Source organism: Butyrivibrio fibrisolvens, from assembly GCF_037113525.1.
GTDB lineage: Bacteria > Bacillota > Clostridia > Lachnospirales > Lachnospiraceae > Butyrivibrio > Butyrivibrio fibrisolvens.
The window spans coordinates 2,646,463-2,665,661 of record NZ_CP146963.1 but is presented as its reverse complement, the minus strand read 5'-3'; the positions used below and the strand labels follow the sequence as shown (position 1 = coordinate 2,665,661).

Here is a 19,199-nt window from a genome sequence, read left to right as displayed (position 1 = left end):
ATGAGAGAGTTTTTCAGTAAGTATTTTAAGCTGAGGAAGCGTGAAGCCGTAATCATGGTCAAGAAGGCCAAGGTTTCAAAAATGTGCTACGCATTCCTTGCACCATATGCAATTCTTTTCGCAATGTTTTTTGTCTATCCGGTTGTTGCTTCAATATATTATAGCTTTACTTATTATAATATCTTGCAGCCACCAAGGTTTTTGGGATTGCAGAACTATGTTTCATTGATACTTGAGGATGATGTGTTCCTTACCAGTGTCAAGAACACGCTTATGATAGCGGTTATAACAGGACCTCTTGGTTATATCATGTCATTCCTTTTTGCATGGCTGATAAATGAACTTCCAAGATGGGTCAGATCAATTGCGGTTATAGTATTCTATGCACCTTCAATCGCAGGTAACTGTTATGTTATCTTCTCTGTATTCTTCAGAGGAGATGCATACGGATATGTAAACGCAGCACTTCAGAATCTTGGAATAATTGATACACCTATTCTTTGGTTCATGAATCCACAGTACATGTTGCCGGTATGTATGCTGGTTATCCTGTGGATGAGTTTGGGAACAGGCTTCCTTTCCTTCGTAGCAGGTCTTCAGGGTGTTGATAAATCACAGTTTGAAGCAGGTTACATGGATGGTGTAAAGAACAGATGGCAGGAACTTTGGTACATCACACTTCCTAACATGAAGCCAATGCTTATGTTCGGTGCTGTTATGAGTATCACACAGGCATTCGGTGTTGCTGATGTAACAATTGCTCTTTGCGGTAACCCAAGTACTGACTATGCAGCCAGCACAATCGTTACTCACCTTATTGACTACGGTTCACAGAGATTTGAAATGGGTTATGCATGTGCAATAGCAACAATTCTGTTCCTTATGATGATCCTTTGTAACAAGTTAATTCAAAATCTGTTGAGAAGAGTTGGTACGTAAAATGAAGAAAAAGGAAAAAGTCGTAAAAGAAAAAGAATATCGTAAGCCGTTAGTGAAAAGAAGGAAGCCTAACCGTTCAATTATCGGCGACATACTCTTATATCTGTTCTTATTATTTGTAGCAATAGTAATGGCTTTCCCTATTATATATGCGGTCAGCAGTGCTCTTAAGCCTCTTGATGAACTTTTCAAGTTCCCGCCGCGTATATTCCCACAGAATCCGACATTTGATAACTTCTCGGATCTGTTCGTAACAATGGGTAAGAGCTGGGTTACATTTTCAAGATACCTGTTTAATACTGTATGGATTACATTTGCAGGTACCTTTGGACACCTGATCATAGCATCTATGGCAGCGTTTGTACTTGCCAAGTATGATTTCCCAGGTGGACAGACATTCTTTAAAGTTATAACAGTTGCGATGATGTTCACAGGTTATGTTACACAGATTCCTAACTACCTGATATTGAACAGGCTCGGATGGATTGATACATATTGGGCAATCATAATTCCTGCGTTCGCATCACCTATGGGACTCTTCCTTATGAAGCAGTTTATGGAAGGTCTTCCAACTTCACTTATTGAAGCTGCCAAGATCGATGGAGCTAATGAGTGGAGAGTATTCTGGACAATTGTAATGCCTAACGTTAAGCCTGCATGGATGACTCTTATCATCTTCTCAGTACAGGGACTTTGGAATAACAGAGCATCAACATATATCTACTCAGAAGAGCGTAAGACACTTGTTTATGCACTTCAGCAGATTCAGGCCGGTGGTATTGCAAGAACAGGTCAGGGTGCAGCGGTTCTCGTTGTTGTAATGATTGTACCTATCGTTATATTCGTTCTTTCAGAAAGCCAGATTCTTGAAACAATGGCTAGTTCTGGTTTGAAGGATTAAGGAGGGGACATGAAAAAAGCGACAATAAAGAGAATCCTTGCCGGCGCATGTGCGGTAGCGGTAGCAGTTCTTGCTCCGCTGTCCACTTCTGCGGCCGAAAGAAGTTACTCATATATTTATGATTACTGGGGAGATGTACAGGATGCACCTAATGCATATACCTGCAGTAAGGTATTTACATCATCAGAACTTGGTCTTGATGTAATGCTTAAATCTCCACAGGGCCTTACAGTTGTAGGACAGAAGATCTACATCTGTGATACAGGTAATAACAGAATAATTGAGATTAACAGACCTACACCTCAGACACTTGAGGTTGAAAGGATCATTGATTCATTCAAAGGTGCAGATAACAATACTTTTGTATCTCCCTCTGATATTCAGATCTCAGATGAAGGAAATATCTTCATTGCAGATACAGGAAATGCAAGAATCCTAAAGCTTGATAAAGATCTTAACTACATTATGGAGTTTACAAAGCCTAATGATAAAACTCTTGATCCGGCTCTTGTATTCCAGCCAACAAAGCTTTCAATCGATTCTGCAGAACGTGTTTACTGCGTAGCATCCGGTATCAACAAAGGTCTTGTTAAGTATGAAGATGATGGAACATTCGCTGGTTTCGTAGGTGCTACACCGGTTACCTATGACTGGACAGATTATATCTGGAAAAAGTTCGCAACACAGGAGCAGAGAGCTCTCATGCAGAACTTTGTTCCAACACAGTATGACAACCTCTATATGGATCATGAAGGATTCATATATGCAGTTACCGGCTCAGGTGATTCACAGGATATCAAGAACGGTAGCGTTGATGTAGTAAGAAAGCTGAATCTTATGGGTAGTGATATTCTCGTAAGAAACGGTGAATGGCCTATCATTGGTGATCTGTATATGGGTAACGGCGGCGGATATGAAGGCGCTTCCTATTTTACAGATGTTACCTGCTTTGATAATGACATCTATGTATGTCTTGATAAGAACAGAGGAAGACTCTTTGCTTATGACGATCAGGGCAATATGGTAATCGCTTTTGGTGGTAATGGTAACATGGATGGTTACTTCAGAAGACCTGTAGCCATCGATCATATGGATTACGACTTATTCGTACTCGATGAACTTGATTGTGCTATTACACTTTTCACACCAACAGAATTTGGTCAGCAGATCTACGAAGCAATAGACCAGTTTGATAAAGGTTTCTATGAAGAATCAGAGCAGTCCTGGCGTCAGGTTATGGCTCTTGATGGTAACTATGATCTTGCTTACATAGGAATTGGTAGAGCACTTCTTCGTCAGAAAGATTACAAGGGTGCTATGGAATACTTTGAACTTAAGTATGATGATGAAAACTACTCCAAAGCCTATAAACAGTACAGAAAACAGTGGGTAGAAGACCATATTGTACAGATAGTAATCGTTATACTGGCTATATTCCTCATTCCGCTTGGTATTGAAAGATATAAGAAGATCAAGTGGGAAATAGAAAAGGCTGAATTAGATGAATTGAAACGTAACGGAGGATGATATGCTTCAAGTTGTATTACAAAAGGAAAAAAGGAATAAATACCTGGATTCGTTAAAGTTTGCCTTGTACTGCATGTCACATCCTCTCGATGGTTTCTGGGATCTTACTCATGAAAAACGAGGAACTATGGCTGCAGCGAATACGATACTGTTTCTTACAGTTTTGATCCGTATTCTGAAGCTTCGCTTTACAAGTTTTATATTTTTACAGGTTTACTGGGAAGATTTAAATATTTTCTTATATATTGCAAGTATTCTTTTCCCGCTTGCATTGTGGGTTGTAGGAAACTGGGGACTTACCACTCTCTTTGATGGTAAGGGAAGACTTGGTCAGGTTTATATGGCAACATGCTATGGACTTACACCATATCCGCTTATTCAGCTTCCACTCATGATATTCAGTAATTATGTAACTGTAGATGAACGTGAGTTCTATACAGTACTTAGTGGAATCTCTCTTGTATATGCTGCAATACTTATAGTAACAGCCATGGGACAGATACATGAATTTTCATTTGGTAAAAACATATTATTTACAGTATTCTCACTTTTCGCAATGCTGGTAATGATCTTTATCTTAATGATATTCTTCAGTATGATTTCACAGGGTGTAGCTTACTTTATCTCTTTAGGTAAAGAATTTCTATTTAGGTTGTAATGGGAGCTTATATGAAAAAAGAATTGACAGAAAGACAGGTCGAGAGACGAAATGCAATAAAAGAAACTCTCAAGAGTATGATCGCTCCTGTGATATTCCTGGCTATAATCGGAGCTATTGTATTTGCGGTTGTTACTTTTCAGAATGCGGAAGTCCCACCTGAGATTATCGAACCGAATGCTTATACGGAAATCGAAGGACCTGTAGTGATCGAAAATGATTCATTAAAGCTTACTATGGATCCTGAGACCACACAGTTCGAACTGCTTGTTAAATCAAGCGGAAAAGTTTGGAAGTCAGTTCCGGACGGAAGTGAAGATGATACCATCGCACTTCCTGAGGAGAAGGCAAAGCTTCAGTCAACACTTGTTATGTCATATAACACAGAAGCAGGTCTTGAGACTACATACGATTCATATAACTATTCTGTAAAGAATAAGATATATGAAGTAATACCAGGGGATGATCAGATCGAAGTTAAATATTCACTTGGTAAAGTTCAGAAAGAGTTTGTAATACCTCCTGTATGTACAGAAGAAGATTATGAGAAATGGACAAGCGCAATGTCCAAAGAAGGTCTCAACATCGTTGGTGAGTATTACAAAAAGTATGATATCAACAATCTTGGTAAAAAAGATAACAAAGATGAACTTCTTGCTAACTATCCGATCATAGAGACTAACGTAATATACGTTCTTCGTACTTCTACAAAGGATAATGTTAAAAAGACACTTCAGAATTATTTTGAAGAAGCAGGATATACATATGAACAGTATCTTGCTGATAAGGAACTTGATCTTTCTGAGACAGTATCCGATAGTCCTATCTTCAATATAAATGTTATCTACAGACTTGAAGGTGATGAGCTTGTCGTTGAAGTTCCACTTAAGGAACTTGAGTACAAGTCAGATTATCCGATCTATACCATCACAGTACTTCCTTTCTTCGGAGCAGGTAGTAAAGATGATCAGGGATTCATGATGGTTCCTGAAGGTGGCGGAGCGATCATCAACTTCAATAATGGTAAGACTACTCAGAACAGTTATTATGCAAATGTTTACGGTTGGGACATGTGCCTTTCACGTAAAGCCCTCGTTCATAACACAAGAGCATCATTTGGTGTATTCGGTGTTTCACAGGGAGATGATTCATTCATCTGTGTACTTGAAGACGGTAAGTCATATGCATCTGTTCAGGCTGATATCTCAGGCAAGAATAACAGTTATAATTTTGTAAATGCTGTATACAGTATCTGCCAGAGAGAGCAGTATGAAGTAGCAGATATCGCTAATTCTGAAATTTATAAATATGTTGAAGAACTTCCCGATGAGAATCTCACACAGAGATACAAATTCGTGGATTCAGGCAGCTACGTAGATATGGCTAAGGGTTATGGTTCATATCTCCAGAACAAGTATGGAGATTATATGACTCTTAACACAGATACAGAAGCTCCTGTAGAAGTAGAGATACTTGGAGCAGTTGATAAGGTTAAACAGATCGTTGGTGTTCCTGTATCAAGACCTCTTCCTCTTACAACATATGCTGAAGCACAGGGAATTCTGGAAGACCTTAATTCACAGGGCTTTAACAATATGTCGGTCAAGATGTCCGGTTGGTGCAACGGCGGTGTAAGCCAGAAGCTTCTCAAAGATGTTGACCTTGTAGGCGGACTTGGTGGTAAAAAGGATCTTACAGCCTTAAGTGATTATGCTACAGCACAGGGTATCAACCTTTACTTAAACGGTGTAACACAGTACGAATACAATTCAACTATCCTTGATGGATTCTTCTCATACAGAGATGCAGCAAAGTTCATCAACAAAGAAAGAGCAGAGCTTTATCAGTACAGTGCAGTAACATATGCTCAGAGAGAAGGAGCAAAGTCATATTACCTTCTTCACACTGAGCTTGCAGGACAGATGGCAGATAATCTTGCAAATGCAGCAGCAGGCTATGGCGCAGGCATTTCATTTGAAGATGATGGTAAAGATCTTGCAGCTGATTATTATATTAAGAAGCCTTACTCCAGAGAGGCAGTACTTAAGCTTCAGGTAGCAAGATTCCAGACAATAAATGATAATGGTCAGAAAATGATGGTAAATATGGGTAACGACTACGCAGTTCCTTATGCAAACATGGTTACAAATATGGACCTTCGTGGTAATGATTACACAATCCTTGATGAGTGTATTCCTTTCTACCAGCTTGCTATACACGGTTATGTAGATTATACAGGATATCCGCTCAACATCTGCGGTGATGACGTACAGCAGCTTTTATACAGTGCAGAATATGGTGCAGGTCTTTCCTTTACTGTTATGAAAGAGTCTTCATTTGCACTGCAGAAGACATTATACACTGAGTACTATGGATCTGATTACGATGCATGGCGCGACAGAATGGTAGAGTACTACACAAGATATAACAATGAACTTGGACATGTATTTAATCAGGAAATGGTAGATCATCAGAATATTACAGGCACACTTTCTGTAACAACTTATGCTGATGGTACTAAAGTATATGTCAACTATGATTTCGAAGATGCAACAGCAGATGGTCAGACAATTCCTGCCAGAGATTATCTGGTAGTAAGATCATAAGCGGAAAGGATTTAATGATGAAGAAGCAAAAGAGTAAACTGGCAGGTCTTCAAAAGAGAAAAGCCATTGCCGGATATTTGTTTATATCGCCATTTATTATTGGATTCCTTGCCTTTATGGTTAAGCCACTGTTTCAGTCACTTCGTATGAGTTTTTCAGAAGTTAGTCTTGGATCCGGTAACTTTTCACTTGCCTTTAACGGAATTGAAAACTTAAAGTATGCATTCAGGGTTGATCCTGAATATACAAGACTTCTTGTAGAAGAACTTGGAAGAATGGTTGTCTATTCACTGGCGATTATAGTATTTTCATTTTTCGTAGCACTTATACTTAATCAGAAGTTCAAGGGAAGAGCTCTTGTACGTGCAGTTTTCTTCCTTCCGGTTATTCTTTCATCAGGTGTAATCCTTGGACTTGAGACCAATAACCAGCTTATGGCTACACTTGCTGCACAGATCGAAGAGACAACAAGCGGTGTTAGTATCACAGCAGCACTTGAGAATATTCTTAGAACAGCCGGTGTTGGTGTTAAAGCTTTTGAGAAAGTATTCGAAGTTATTGATAATATTTATGATGTTGCTATAGCATCAGGTATTCAGATTATCATCTTCCTTTCAGGACTTCAGACAATTTCAAGCAGTATGTATGAAGCGGCTGATATCGAAGGATGTACAAAGTGGGAAAGTCTTTGGAAGATCACTTTCCCTATGATAAGCTCAATGTTTCTTGTTAACTGGATTTACACAGTAGTTGATTTCTGTATGAGATCTGATAACAAGGTAATTGAGAAAATCCAGTCTGTAATGATCGATCAGATGCAATATGGTAGAGCTTCAGCGATGTCTTGGGTATACTTCCTTGTTATCCTTGCATTTATAGGAATCTCATCATTCCTGATCTCTAAGGAGGTTTACTACTATGACTAATGCAAAGAATGTCGGAAAGGCAAGCTTCTGGGAGAGAAACAGACTCTCCGGTGGCTATCTTCTCAGAAAAAAAGTCATCGAAATAGTTGTAAGTGTATGCAGATTCATTCTTTTGTTCGGAATGTGCTTCCTCATTCTTCAGCCAATCCTGAACAAGATATCTGTAAGCTTTATGACAGAGCAGGATCTGTTCAACCCGATCGTTACTAATATTCCTGAGCATTTTACAACAGCCAATTACAAGATGGCATCAGACGTAATGTCCTATCCTAAGGCACTTATGAATTCGATCATAATATCACTTACGATAGCTGTCTTACAGATTGCTGTATGTACACTTGTAGGATATGGTTTTGCAAGATTCAAGTTCCCGCTTAAGAAATTGTGGTTCGCTTGTGTAATACTTGTAATCCTTATCCCACCACAGACAATTGTCAGCTCACTTTATCTGCACTTCAGATTCTTTGATATCCTGGGAATCATTAAACTGATCACAGGAGAGGCAATCAACCTTCGTGGTTCAAAGCTTCCTTACTATCTGATGAGTGCAACCTGTATGGGACTTAAGAATGGTCTTTATATCTATATGATCAGACAGTTCTTTAGAAACATACCTGAAGATATGGAAGAAGCAGCATACGTTGATGGATGCGGAATGCTCAGAACATTTTTAAGAATCATGCTTCCACAGAGTAAACCGATCCTTTCATCCTGTTTCCTGTTTGCATTTGTATGGCAGTGGACAGACGGATTTTATTCCAAGATGTTCCTTGGTTCAACACCACTTGTAAGTACATCACTTGCAAGAATCGTTGATTCACTTGGTGCATATATCCAGAGAATTTCAGGCATTAAGACAACTATATCAGTTGCTTATTCAAACTGTATCCTTTCTACTGGAACATTGATGATCATTTTACCTCTTATCGTTATTTACCTCTTTGCACAGAGAGCATTCGTTGAGAGTATCAGTGCTACAGGTATCAAGATGTAATGTTATTGTTACCGAAACTATTGTAATGATAGTTTCAGTAACATAAAAAGAATTATGTAAGTATCAAAAGATCTTTTTGGTAACTACTAATAACAAAAACAATTTTAAATCGTAACAGTGACGAAAATATTACCTAAGAATCGTTCAATATGTTCATGGTTTTTGTGCGAAATGTTTGGTAATATAAGTAGGGGGTTAGTTTCTGGCTCATTCGTAATTAGATCTATAATGAACAAGTCAGTATGCTAGTTCTATATAAATTCCATATTTTGATAATTAAATAAAATAGTCTTAAATAGACATTTGAATTCGACCTGAAGTCTGATATTAGGGTTGACTGTCAGGTTTGTATTGAGAAGGCGAAGATGCCCACTTATCAGTGGTTATCGATAATACAATTTTTTCTTATGAAGGAGGAAAAATATGAAAAAGCAGTTAGCAAACAAAGCAATTGCTGTAGCAACAATTACAGCTATGTCAGCAGGACTTGTTGCATGTAACAATTCTGGGGATGCTGGAAATAATGATCAGGCACCTGCTGGAGATTCAACAGGAACACAGGAACAGGCATCTAACGATGCAACTGATGCACCAGCTGAGGATGAGGGTCCACAGATCATCACAGATGAGAATGGAAACCCTATCGACCTTGGTGGTATGGAAATCGTAGTTCGTGACTGGTGGTCACCAGAAGAGCCAGCTGAGCCTTCAAACGATTACGAAGAGTCTCTCGACGAGTATCGTGAGTGGATCCAGGAGACATACAACTTCAAGATTAAGCAGGTTGCAATCTCTGACTGGGGAACAACACCTCAGGATTTCGTAGACTATGTTACAACAGGTGGCGACGATGTTAACTATGTATTCATCGTTAGAGGTGATGCAGCTATCGTTTCTGCTATGAGCACAGGTCTTATGTATGACCTTTCTACTCTTGATTGCCTTGACTTCACTCAGGATAAGTTCACAAAGAACCTTATTCATGAGCAGTATTCAAAGGGTGATGCAATCTATGCTATGTCAGCTGGTATCGCTGAGCCTCGTACAGGTGTTTACTTCAACAAGAGACTCCTTCAGGATGCTGGTATAGATCCTGACAGCATCTATGACATGCAGGCAGATGGCACATGGACATGGGATAAGTTCGAAGAACTTATGGCTAAGTGCCAGAGAGATACAGATAACGATGGTATCGATGATGTTTACGGTCTTACACTTAACGAAGGTGTTATGACAACAGCAGCTGTATTCTCAAACGGCGGTTCTTACGTTGGTAAGGATGATGATGGTTACTACACATACAACCTTGAGTCTCCTGAGACACAGGAAGCTCTTGAGTGGGCTGTTGATATGTACAACAAGTTCGATAACCACGATCCTGAAGGCGCTGAGTGGGATTACTACAAAGAAGAGTTCGTTCAGGGACACGCTGCATTCATGGTAGAAGATGAGTATGCTGGAACACCTGGTAACTTCCTTGCAGATATGGAAGACGAAGTTGGTTTCGTAATGTTCCCTAAGGGACCTAAGATGGACACTTATATAAACGTATGGAGCAACAACCCAGCTTGTATCCCTGGATGCTATGATGCAGACAGAGCTTGGAAGATTGCATTTGCTTACAACCTTTACACAGAAGCACCTGCTGGTTACGAAGATTACAACGGATTCCTTTCAACAGCTCGTCAGGGCGTATTTGATGAAAGAGCAATCGATGAGACAATCACAATGATGTCTGAGCAGGAGCATGGTACAGTTGCTTACCACGACATGATTCCTAACCTTAATCTTGGTCAGGACCTTGTATGGAGCATTGGACCTAACGCTGACGTTGCAGCTCTTACAGAAGCAATTGCTGATACATGGAAGGCTTATATCGACGAAGCTAACAAATAATTAGATTTTTTATACAATCCGTATAATGTCTAATTTAAGAGGCGGTGCAAATGCATCGCCTCTTTTTTGGAAGAAGGTGCATGCGTGGGGACTCCCGGTGGCTGGCAGTTTATAAATGATTTTCGTGTCATAAAAGAATTTCAACTTCAAGGCATGATATCTGGAGATTTATATTCCCAGGGTTCGAAAACTCGCTGCGCTCAAACAATCGAACCCTAAGCGGGAATAAAAATCTCCATCTATCAAGCTCTTGAAGTTGGAAATTCTTTTAAAGACACGAAAATCATTTATAAACTGCCAGCCATCGGGAATCCGCAAGGTATTTGCAAAGTTTTTGATGGATGAAGCTTAATGTGACTTGTTGTAAGAAGTATGGTTTAGGGAGAATTTATGAAGAAGAAGGTTTTGAGTTTGTTGTTGGTGGCGGCGCTTGTTGGATGCGGGAATAGTGGGGATAATGCTCAGAATAACGCTATAGATACTGCGTCTAATAATGCTGATGCTAATGCAAGTGATGATGATACAGATGTTAAAGGGAATGCAGGTGAAGAGGCTGCGGATGATAAAGCAGGAGATGCTTCATCGACTGAAGATAATACAACTGATCCGTCTAAGGAGGATGATGAGATGGCAACTGATATAACAGTTCCCGAGATTGATATTACGGCAAAGGAGATTCCGGATAACGAGAGTCTTTCATTTGTACATGATATGAAGATTGGTTATAACATTGGAAATACATTTGATGCATATAAAGATGCCGATGTTAAAGATGACATGACAATTGAGACTGCATGGGGGAATGACAAGGTAACAAAAGAATATGTGAAGGCTATTCACGATAATGGATTTAATACAGTCAGAATTCCGATAAGCTGGCACAATCATGTTGATGAGAATTACAACATTAATGAAGCATGGCTTGACCGCGTACAGGAAGTAGTTGATTATGCGGTAGAAGAAGATATGTATATTATCATTAACATTCACCATGACAATCATCTTGAGGCAAATGCTTTTTATCCTGATGAAGCTCACAAGGAGCAGTCACTCAAATATATTGAAAGCATTTGGACACAGGTTGCAGATAGATTTAAAGATTACGATAAAAAGCTTATCTTTGAGGGAATGAATGAACCAAGGCTTGTAGGTCATAACAATGAGTGGTGGATCGATCCTAATAATGAAGATTGTAAGGAATCTATCTCTGTTATCAATGAGCTCAATCAGAAGTTTGTAGATGTTGTAAGAGCATCTGGAAGTAATAATAAGGACCGCTATCTTATGTGCCCAGGCTATTGCGCAAGTCCTGATGGTGTGCTTAATGACGGCTTCGTAATGCCTACAGACAGTGCGGATAATAAGATAATCCTTTCTGTTCATGCATATACACCTTACAGCTTTGCACTTGAAAGTCCCGGAATTGATAACTTTGATGCAAGTGTTTATTCAAGCCATAAGGATATTGACGATTTCATGGATAAATTATACACAAAGTATATTAGCCAGGGAATTCCTGTAGTTATAGGTGAATGTGGATGTGTTAACAAGAATGGAAATTTGCAGGATAGAGTTGACTGGGCTGCATATTATACTGCTAAGGCTGCATCTTGCGGTATGCCGATCCTTTGGTGGGATAACGGAGCATTTACAGGTAACGGAGAGCTGTTCGGCTTCATCCGCCGCGATGATGGAACACTCGAATATCCTCAGATCATGGAAGCAATGCGCAAGTACGCAATGGAGTAAAGGATTTGCCTGGCCAGGCTGGTTATGAAGGTTTGGCAGGGCCGGGCGGTTTGGAAAGGTTTTGCCGGAGCAGGGATGTTTATAAAGGATTTACGATTCATGAAAGAATTCTAACACTCATGGCTTAATATCTGGAATTTTATATATTTTGGGATTCAAACTCGCTTCGCTCAGACAGGTGAATTGTTGTAGACCTCTCAAATTAACATAATACAGATCTGCTTGTTTGACACGGAACTGCTCTGTATACTGTCATAAGAACAGTATATAAAAAGGAATGTCCCAGAGCACCCTCCGTGGAAAGTCGCGTACTCTGGGACGTGGTTTTTCAACCATGATTATTATATCAGAGTACTACCTTACCCGCCATAAAGAAAATATTTTTAGTTGAGAGCAATGGTATCACACCACCGTGTCCTCACTGTGGTGGTGAGCTTAAATACCGAGATTCCAAGAAACGGATACACCGCAAGGAAGGTGGTATTATAGAGTGGTTTATCATCCGAAGGCTTCAATGCTTGGGATGTGGGGACTTTCATACAGAGTTGCCGGATTGCCTGGTCCCCTATAAACATTATGACTCAGAGATAATAACCGGAGTCATAGATGGAATTGTTACATCAGATGATGAGGATTCCGAAGACTACCCTTGTGAGGAAACTATGAAAAGATGGATCCTGTGGTACAAAGAAAACAAAGAACGTGCCGAAGGATATCTTCGCAATACCATATACAGGCTGCTTGATAACAGAGATGACTTCCTGATATCAGGCGTATCATTGCTCAGTACTTTCAAAAAAATTGAAGTCAAACCTCACTGGCTGGGATATATCATCCGCACCATCTACAATAGCGGTAATTATCTTGTCCCTGTCTGGTAATTCTTTGCACTCACTTTGTTTTGAGTGTCAAGATCAGTTCTCGTATAGTTGCCTCATAGGAGGTAACTGACGATGGAAAATAACGAAAATATCAAATGGCAGGAACGTGAGGCTCTTGAACGTTTCAGGCTTATATCACCACTTCTGGATCCTGAAATGGATAATGCTAAAAAGATCCAGATGCGAAACAAGATCGCAGTTCAGAACGATATTTCACCAAGAACACTGTACAGATATGAAAGTTCATTTCGCGATAATGAGTTTGAAGGTCTTAAGCCTGTTCCAAGATCAGGAGTACATTCACACAAGCTGCCAGAGAACTTTGACAACCTTGTAAAAGAAGCCATACAGCTTAGGCTTGAGGTACCAGGAAGATCTGTGGATCAAATCATAACGATCCTTGAGATTGAAGGTAAAGTTCCTATTGGTGTTCTTAAAAGGTCTACTCTTCAACGCCACATGTACAAACAGGGCTTTGGAACCAAACATCTTAAGGTATATTCAGATGCCAGAGAAAGCTCATCCAAAAGATTCTGCAAGCCTCACAGAATGATGCTTGTCCAAGGTGACATTAAGTATGGACCGATGTTACAGATAGGTGGAAAGAAAGTTCAGACATATCTTTCTTCTGCTATCGATGACCATTCCAGGATGATACTTTCTTCGCAGTTCTATGACAACCAGGAAGAGACCATTGTTGAAGATACCTTCAGAAAGGTCATACTCCGTTATGGGAAGTTTGATGCATGCTACTTTGATAATGGAACTCAGTACATAGCAAAACAGCTCAAGCTATCACTTACAAGACTTGGCATAAGAATCAACCATGCCAAGGTGCGAAGCGGTAAAAGTAAAGGCAAGATTGAGAAATTCCATCAGGTAGTCGATGCCTTTTTGCGAGAAGCCAAACTCAAAAAAATCACTTCTCTTGAAGAACTTAATCGCCTTTGGACCATCTTCCTTGAAGAGTATTACAACAAGAAGCCTCATTCTGGTATCAGAGAGTACTATGAAAGCGTCGGAGTAAATGTGCCGAATGAAGGTATAACTCCAGTTCAAGAATTTAATCGTGACAAAAGACCGCTTACATTCATCGATACATCAACTGTATCAGAGGCTTTCATGTACCACGTCACACGGCAGGTAGATAAAGGAGCCTGCATAAGCTTTAAAGGACGAAAGTACGAAACTAAACCTTCACTTATCAGCCACATGGTGGAAGTAGCCTATGACCCGTTCTTTCCTGAAACTATCACAGTATCTTATCCAGGGATTGAACCGTTTACCGCAAAGCCATTAAAGATTGGAGAATACTGCGACAAGAACGAAACCCTTCCGGTCGGCATACAGCTTGCAACATCTGAAACGTCAAGGTTCCTGGATGCTCTTGAAAAGAAACATGCGCAGTCAAAGAAGAGGCTTACAGATGCCATCTCCTTCGCTTCCTACAGAAAGGAAGGTGGCAACAATGTATGAACAATTCTTTGATATGAAACACACACCGTTTACCAGAAATGTTCCACCCGAAAAGCTTTATGAATCAATCGCCATAGATGAGACGCTCGGAAGACTTTCATACGCAGCTGATAGGCAGCTCTTTGCTGTAGTTACAGCTGATGCCGGATGTGGTAAATCAACTCTGATAAGGAAGTTTGTGTCAACCCTTCCCAAGGACGAGTACCTTTTCCTTTATCTATCTGATTCCAAGCTTACCCCGAGATGGTTTTATAAGGGAATGCTTGATCAGCTTGGGATTGAATCAAAGTTCTACAGAGGTGATGCCAAGAGACAACTCCAAAAAGAAGTCGAGATAATTCGCGGTGTCCATGGCAAAAAAGTTGTATGCATTCTCGATGAAGCGCATCTTCTTGAAAAAGAAACTATCGAAGAGTTCCGATTTCTTCTGAATTATCGTTTTGATTCAATGAGCCCTATGGCACTTGTACTTGTTGGCCAAAGTGAACTTTGGGATAAGCTCAAACTTCAAAGATATGCTGCTGTAAGGCACAGGATAGATATAAGCTGCGTTATACCGCATCTTGACAGGGCTGAGACTCAGCATTATATAGAATCTCATCTTAATTACGCTGAAGGACGTAAGGATATATTTACCGATAAAGCTATTGATGAGATCTATAAAGTTTCAACAGGTATACCAAGACGAATAAACCATATCTGTGATGGATGTCTTATGTATGCAAGTCAGCAGAATAAGCGTCTCATCGATGAACATCAGGTTCAGTTTGTCATAGACCACGAGATGCTTGGAGGTGAGGTATCATAATCACTTACGAATTTCCCGTAACAGAATTCGACGGAGATGACCCTGAAGATGCATACACAACCATGCACACAGCAAAGATTGATGTAGAAGAGCTGTTGCACGAACCATACGAAGTCACAGTATATGCCTTTAAGGATACGTTTAAACTGATTTTCGGGCAGTGCCATGATGGATTCTTCCTCTGTATACCAAATAAAAAGATGAGCTGCATACTTGAATCTCTGGATGATATTGAAGAGATCAGCTATGAGCTTCTTCATCCATACGAACCGCTTTGTTTTGAAGATGTAATAGCAATCTCATTTGCGCTTAATGAACTTTGTAAAATTATCAAGGTACGAAGGACATAAAATCTATAACTAAAATGATGGTGATGGATGGCTGATGCCATCCAATAGCCATCAGGAACTATTGACAACAACCTGAGCAGTCTCTTGTCATTGAGTGAGAGCAGTTCGGGGTCAAGCTAAAAGATCATTAACAGTGAATCCCAAACAAAAATATAAAATACCATCTATTAAGCTCATGAGTGTAAGAATTCTTTCAAAGAATCGAAAATCCTTTATAAACCACCCAGCTCCGGCAAAACCTTTCTAAACCGCCAGGTTCATGTAAAAAACTTTTAAAACGCTGCCGAGAAAAAGCTCTAGATTGGGATAAATTTCAAAAGCAGTAAGCTTTGGCATAATTCAGGCATAGCTGTTACAACAAGGGTGGCTATGTGATGAGAAACGTGAGAAGATATTAGCGAGACAGTTTGTAGGTATTAGTTGCTGTGTCTTGTATAATGGGATAATAGGCATTGAAGTTGATAGGTGGTGGACTTATTGAAGTATACAGCTAATATAAATGGAATAGAAACGAGTGTTGAATATTCGGAGAATAATGTAAATGAAATATTCATTCCGTTGCTAAAACAGATGAAAGAATTGAAGGATTCCAAGGGAAGTCGTATTCTTGTTATGCTTGCTGCGCCGCCTGGGGCGGGGAAGAGTACTCTGCTTAGCTTTCTTAAGTATCTGTCTGAGAATACTGAAGGGCTTGAGCCGATATCGGTTGTAGGTATGGATGGTTTCCACAGGTATCAGGAGTATCTTCTTACGCATACTATGGTCAGAGATGGGAAGGAAATCCCTATGGTAGATGTTAAGGGAGCTCCGGAGACTTTCGATATTGATAAGCTGCTTGATAAAGTTAAAAGCGTTGCCAGAGGGGATAAATGCGGGTGGCCTGATTATAACAGGATGACCCATAATCCCCAAGAAGATGCCATTATTGTTGATAGTGATATTGTGATCCTTGAAGGTAATTATCTGCTTCTTAAAGATAAGGGGTGGGATGAGCTTAAAGGATATGCAGATCTTACTATAAGCATAGCAGCCGATGAAGACTTGCTTAGAAAGAGGCTTATAGACAGGAAGATTAAGAGCGGCAAGTCAGAAGCGCAGGCCACGGAGTTTGTTGAATTTAGCGATATGTATAATGTCAGGACTGTGCTGAATAAATCGAGTGATGCTGATATCAGGCTCATGGTACTTGAAGATTGTAGCTATATATGGTAAATTAATGGTCGCTATTTTTAGAATTATTTAAATAATTATATCGTGCTGTATCAAAGGAAACAGGAGATATGATGCTCCTGTTTTTTTGTTGGACTGACTAAAAATAGATATTAGCATATATTCATTTGCTGAGCGGAAGAATATGGACCATGAATTGTTGTATGGTTGTATGACAAATTAAGTAGGAGATGCCTACTATCGACGTGAATCAGAACTGTTGGAGAGATATTTATGATTGGAGATTATAAGGAAAAAGCAGAAAACTGCAATTTTAAAAATAAGATTTATAAAGAAAGAAGTGTATTTGAAGGAAGAACAGTAGCGCTATTATCGGTTTCGGTATTAATAATCATATATTACAACGGAATACTTAGCATATGGATGAATATTATAGAGCATCCTTTATATATTATAGCTATGTCAATTGGTTTTGTGCTTTTTTTGATACCTGTTTTTGCAGTTGTGCTTGTTTGGCCATGTATGTTTATAAACACCATGATTTTTCGAAAAAAGCTGATTTTTGAGGAAGATAGATTGGTATGTAAGAGCTTTTTTATCCGAAAAAAGATTAATTATAATGCTATTGATTATGCAAAAGTAGATTATGGATATGCAGCTACAAATCAATTTCGTAATTCAAAAATGATTATCTTGATCCATACTGAAAAATCTAAATATAAAATAGTATTCAGGAATCGAGCTGTTTATAATGAACTGATTTGTGAAATGCAAAAGCATTTCAAGGTAAAAGAGCAATGAGGAATAGATATGGTTTATAAAAATGATTCTAAGGTAAAAATCAATAATGGAAAATACAAGTATGGGCTTGAAGGGGTTAAGACCAAAATGCCTCTTTTCCCAAAATTGATGGATGTTGATATATCTGCAACAGAATATAGTAATAAGAGAATTATGACTATTTCAAATGGTTGCTTACTTAAGCTGAGATTTGATCTGTATGAATATGAAGATACAGTAGATATAGTTAGACGACAGGGTATTTTTATTAAATTGATAAAAATTATTCTGTTTATGATGTTTTTGATTTTGGGATTATATCTGGTGGAGTCTGCAGATACCTTTTTTCAGACGGAGTATAAATTTTTTTTGTTATATACATTTTTATTTTGTCTTCTTATATATGCATTTTTATATAATTGTGAATATCAAAGACTGGTAGCAGTTTTCTATACAAGAGATTCAGATGTCAAAAACTATATCGAGTTAGATGAAGAAAGAAAAGATGTGTTCAAAAATCGACTATTAGATTCCATGAGAATAGAGGAAGTGGATTTAGAGGAAGAAGATGATGATATAAGTGAAGAAAAAGAAATAAAAGACTTATCTGAAGATGGTTTACCTGTTGCGGATACTTCTCTTTCTAAGAGAAAAATCATATATAGGATCGGAATAATTCTTTCTTTGCTCACGGCTTTATATGTTGTGGTATGTATAATTATTGCAAGACAAAAGGGTTTATCTAAGCCATTTATATTGGCACTGGGATTATCATCATTACCACTATTTGTGTATTCATTGATTTTCAAGAACGATGTTAAATATATCGATAAAAAGCATACCGAAGACGACTCTCGATTTAACATGTTTGGTCTTCCGTTTTTGATATTAGATGTATCATTTTTAATCCTTATGTTTACATCAGGAATTACTAAAATTGCTAAGGGTGGTTTAATGATAGCTATTATTTATATAATTGTAGCTGCTTTCCTTTTACTTATAGTTTTTATCAGATTTCATGATGTTAACAATAAGAATCAGAAGTTTTGTTATATGTTTTTTGTTGCAATGCTTACTTTTAATATAGTAAGTAGTTTCTTTTATGGAACGAGTTCTTTTGTAGGACATTTTCCTTGTGAATATGTTTCAAGATCATATTCGTCCGGTAAAACTACATCATATTATGTTACTGTCGAATTGCAGGATGGATCAATATATAAATGCAGGGTTAGTAAAGATATATACGACAGTGCTGAAACAGAAGAGCTGGTTTCGTGTCACAGTGATGGATATTTGGGTGTTAAATATATAAGCGTACATTGTGCAGATTAGATTGTATCGTCCAACTACTGGTTGGACGATTTTTAAATGTTGTAAACTAATGCGTTATTGTTTTCATCTGTCATGAGTCATTATAATAACTGTATCAACCGGTTGAATAAAGGAGGCCTTGCATTTTCGCTATTTAGTTATGCGTGGCTATTTGCAGATAACGTTATAGCTATAAGATATTTCGTTATTAGTTTTATCTAACGAAT

The 19,199-nt window shown here is 38.7% G+C and carries 16 protein-coding genes and 1 pseudogene; all 17 read left to right on the top strand.

The genetic code is table 11. The features are described from left to right. The 17 genes and pseudogenes from WAA20_RS11175 (at window position 1) to WAA20_RS11095 (ending at window position 18,993) form a co-directional block, all read left to right on the top strand. On the top strand, window positions 1-939 hold the full coding sequence (locus WAA20_RS11175) for a carbohydrate ABC transporter permease (RefSeq protein ID WP_081373983.1): 939 nt from the start codon (window positions 1-3) through the stop codon (window positions 937-939). A 1-nt stretch (window position 940) separates the two neighbouring features. Continuing rightward, window positions 941-1,840 (top strand): carbohydrate ABC transporter permease, encoded by a 900-nt coding sequence (locus WAA20_RS11170; RefSeq protein ID WP_073390186.1) that lies wholly within the window; start codon window positions 941-943, stop codon window positions 1,838-1,840. 9 nt (window positions 1,841-1,849) lie between these two features. Beyond that, the gene (locus tag WAA20_RS11165) at window positions 1,850-3,367 is read left to right on the top strand and encodes a hypothetical protein (protein WP_073390188.1); all 1,518 of its coding nucleotides are present in this window, start codon (window positions 1,850-1,852) and stop codon (window positions 3,365-3,367) included. A gap of 1 nt (window position 3,368) precedes the next feature. Beyond that, complete coding sequence (locus tag WAA20_RS11160) at window positions 3,369-4,025, top strand: YIP1 family protein (RefSeq protein ID WP_073390189.1); 657 nt, start codon at window positions 3,369-3,371, stop codon at window positions 4,023-4,025. Between the two features lie 11 nt (window positions 4,026-4,036). After that, entirely contained in the window at window positions 4,037-6,631 is a 2,595-nt protein-coding gene (locus WAA20_RS11155; protein ID WP_139263867.1) for a DUF5696 domain-containing protein, read from the top strand. Window positions 6,632-6,645: 14 nt separating this feature from the next. Further along, window positions 6,646-7,557: a sugar ABC transporter permease gene (locus tag WAA20_RS11150; protein ID WP_242951235.1), complete on the top strand. Its 912-nt coding sequence runs from the start codon at window positions 6,646-6,648 to the stop codon at window positions 7,555-7,557. Continuing rightward, a complete protein-coding gene (locus tag WAA20_RS11145) occupies window positions 7,550-8,551 on the top strand; it encodes a carbohydrate ABC transporter permease (RefSeq protein WP_073390192.1) in 1,002 nt (333 codons plus the stop codon). Before WAA20_RS11150 ends, WAA20_RS11145 begins: the two co-directional genes overlap by 8 nt. Window positions 8,552-8,974: 423 nt before the next feature. Continuing rightward, window positions 8,975-10,447, top strand: coding sequence for an extracellular solute-binding protein (locus tag WAA20_RS11140; RefSeq protein WP_073390193.1), 1,473 nt, complete (start codon window positions 8,975-8,977; stop codon window positions 10,445-10,447). A gap of 390 nt (window positions 10,448-10,837) precedes the next feature. Further along, window positions 10,838-12,196: a glycoside hydrolase family 5 protein gene (locus WAA20_RS11135; protein ID WP_073390195.1), complete on the top strand. Its 1,359-nt coding sequence runs from the start codon at window positions 10,838-10,840 to the stop codon at window positions 12,194-12,196. 368 nt (window positions 12,197-12,564) lie between these two features. Next, window positions 12,565-12,858: pseudogene (locus tag WAA20_RS11130) on the top strand (DUF6431 domain-containing protein); the annotation flags it as partial. Beyond that, on the top strand, window positions 12,859-13,077 hold the full coding sequence (locus WAA20_RS11125; protein ID WP_338800978.1) for a hypothetical protein: 219 nt from the start codon (window positions 12,859-12,861) through the stop codon (window positions 13,075-13,077). It begins immediately after the preceding pseudogene. Between the two features lie 72 nt (window positions 13,078-13,149). Continuing rightward, window positions 13,150-14,553, top strand: a complete 1,404-nt coding sequence (locus WAA20_RS11120) for a DDE-type integrase/transposase/recombinase (RefSeq protein ID WP_338800976.1) — start codon at window positions 13,150-13,152, stop codon at window positions 14,551-14,553. Continuing rightward, window positions 14,546-15,361, top strand: a complete 816-nt coding sequence (locus tag WAA20_RS11115) for an AAA family ATPase (protein WP_338800974.1) — start codon at window positions 14,546-14,548, stop codon at window positions 15,359-15,361. The genes WAA20_RS11120 and WAA20_RS11115 overlap by 8 nt, the downstream gene beginning before the upstream one ends. A gap of 62 nt (window positions 15,362-15,423) precedes the next feature. Continuing rightward, window positions 15,424-15,711 carry a hypothetical protein gene (locus WAA20_RS11110; protein WP_338800972.1) on the top strand — a complete coding sequence of 96 codons (288 nt, stop codon included), beginning with the start codon at window positions 15,424-15,426 and terminating at the stop codon, window positions 15,709-15,711. A gap of 468 nt (window positions 15,712-16,179) precedes the next feature. After that, complete coding sequence (locus WAA20_RS11105; protein WP_338800971.1) at window positions 16,180-16,923, top strand: nucleoside/nucleotide kinase family protein; 744 nt, start codon at window positions 16,180-16,182, stop codon at window positions 16,921-16,923. A 231-nt stretch (window positions 16,924-17,154) separates the two neighbouring features. Next, complete coding sequence (locus WAA20_RS11100; protein WP_073387106.1) at window positions 17,155-17,682, top strand: hypothetical protein; 528 nt, start codon at window positions 17,155-17,157, stop codon at window positions 17,680-17,682. A gap of 9 nt (window positions 17,683-17,691) precedes the next feature. Further along, window positions 17,692-18,993: a hypothetical protein gene (locus tag WAA20_RS11095; RefSeq protein ID WP_073387105.1), complete on the top strand. Its 1,302-nt coding sequence runs from the start codon at window positions 17,692-17,694 to the stop codon at window positions 18,991-18,993. Window positions 18,994-19,199 lie beyond the last annotated feature (206 nt).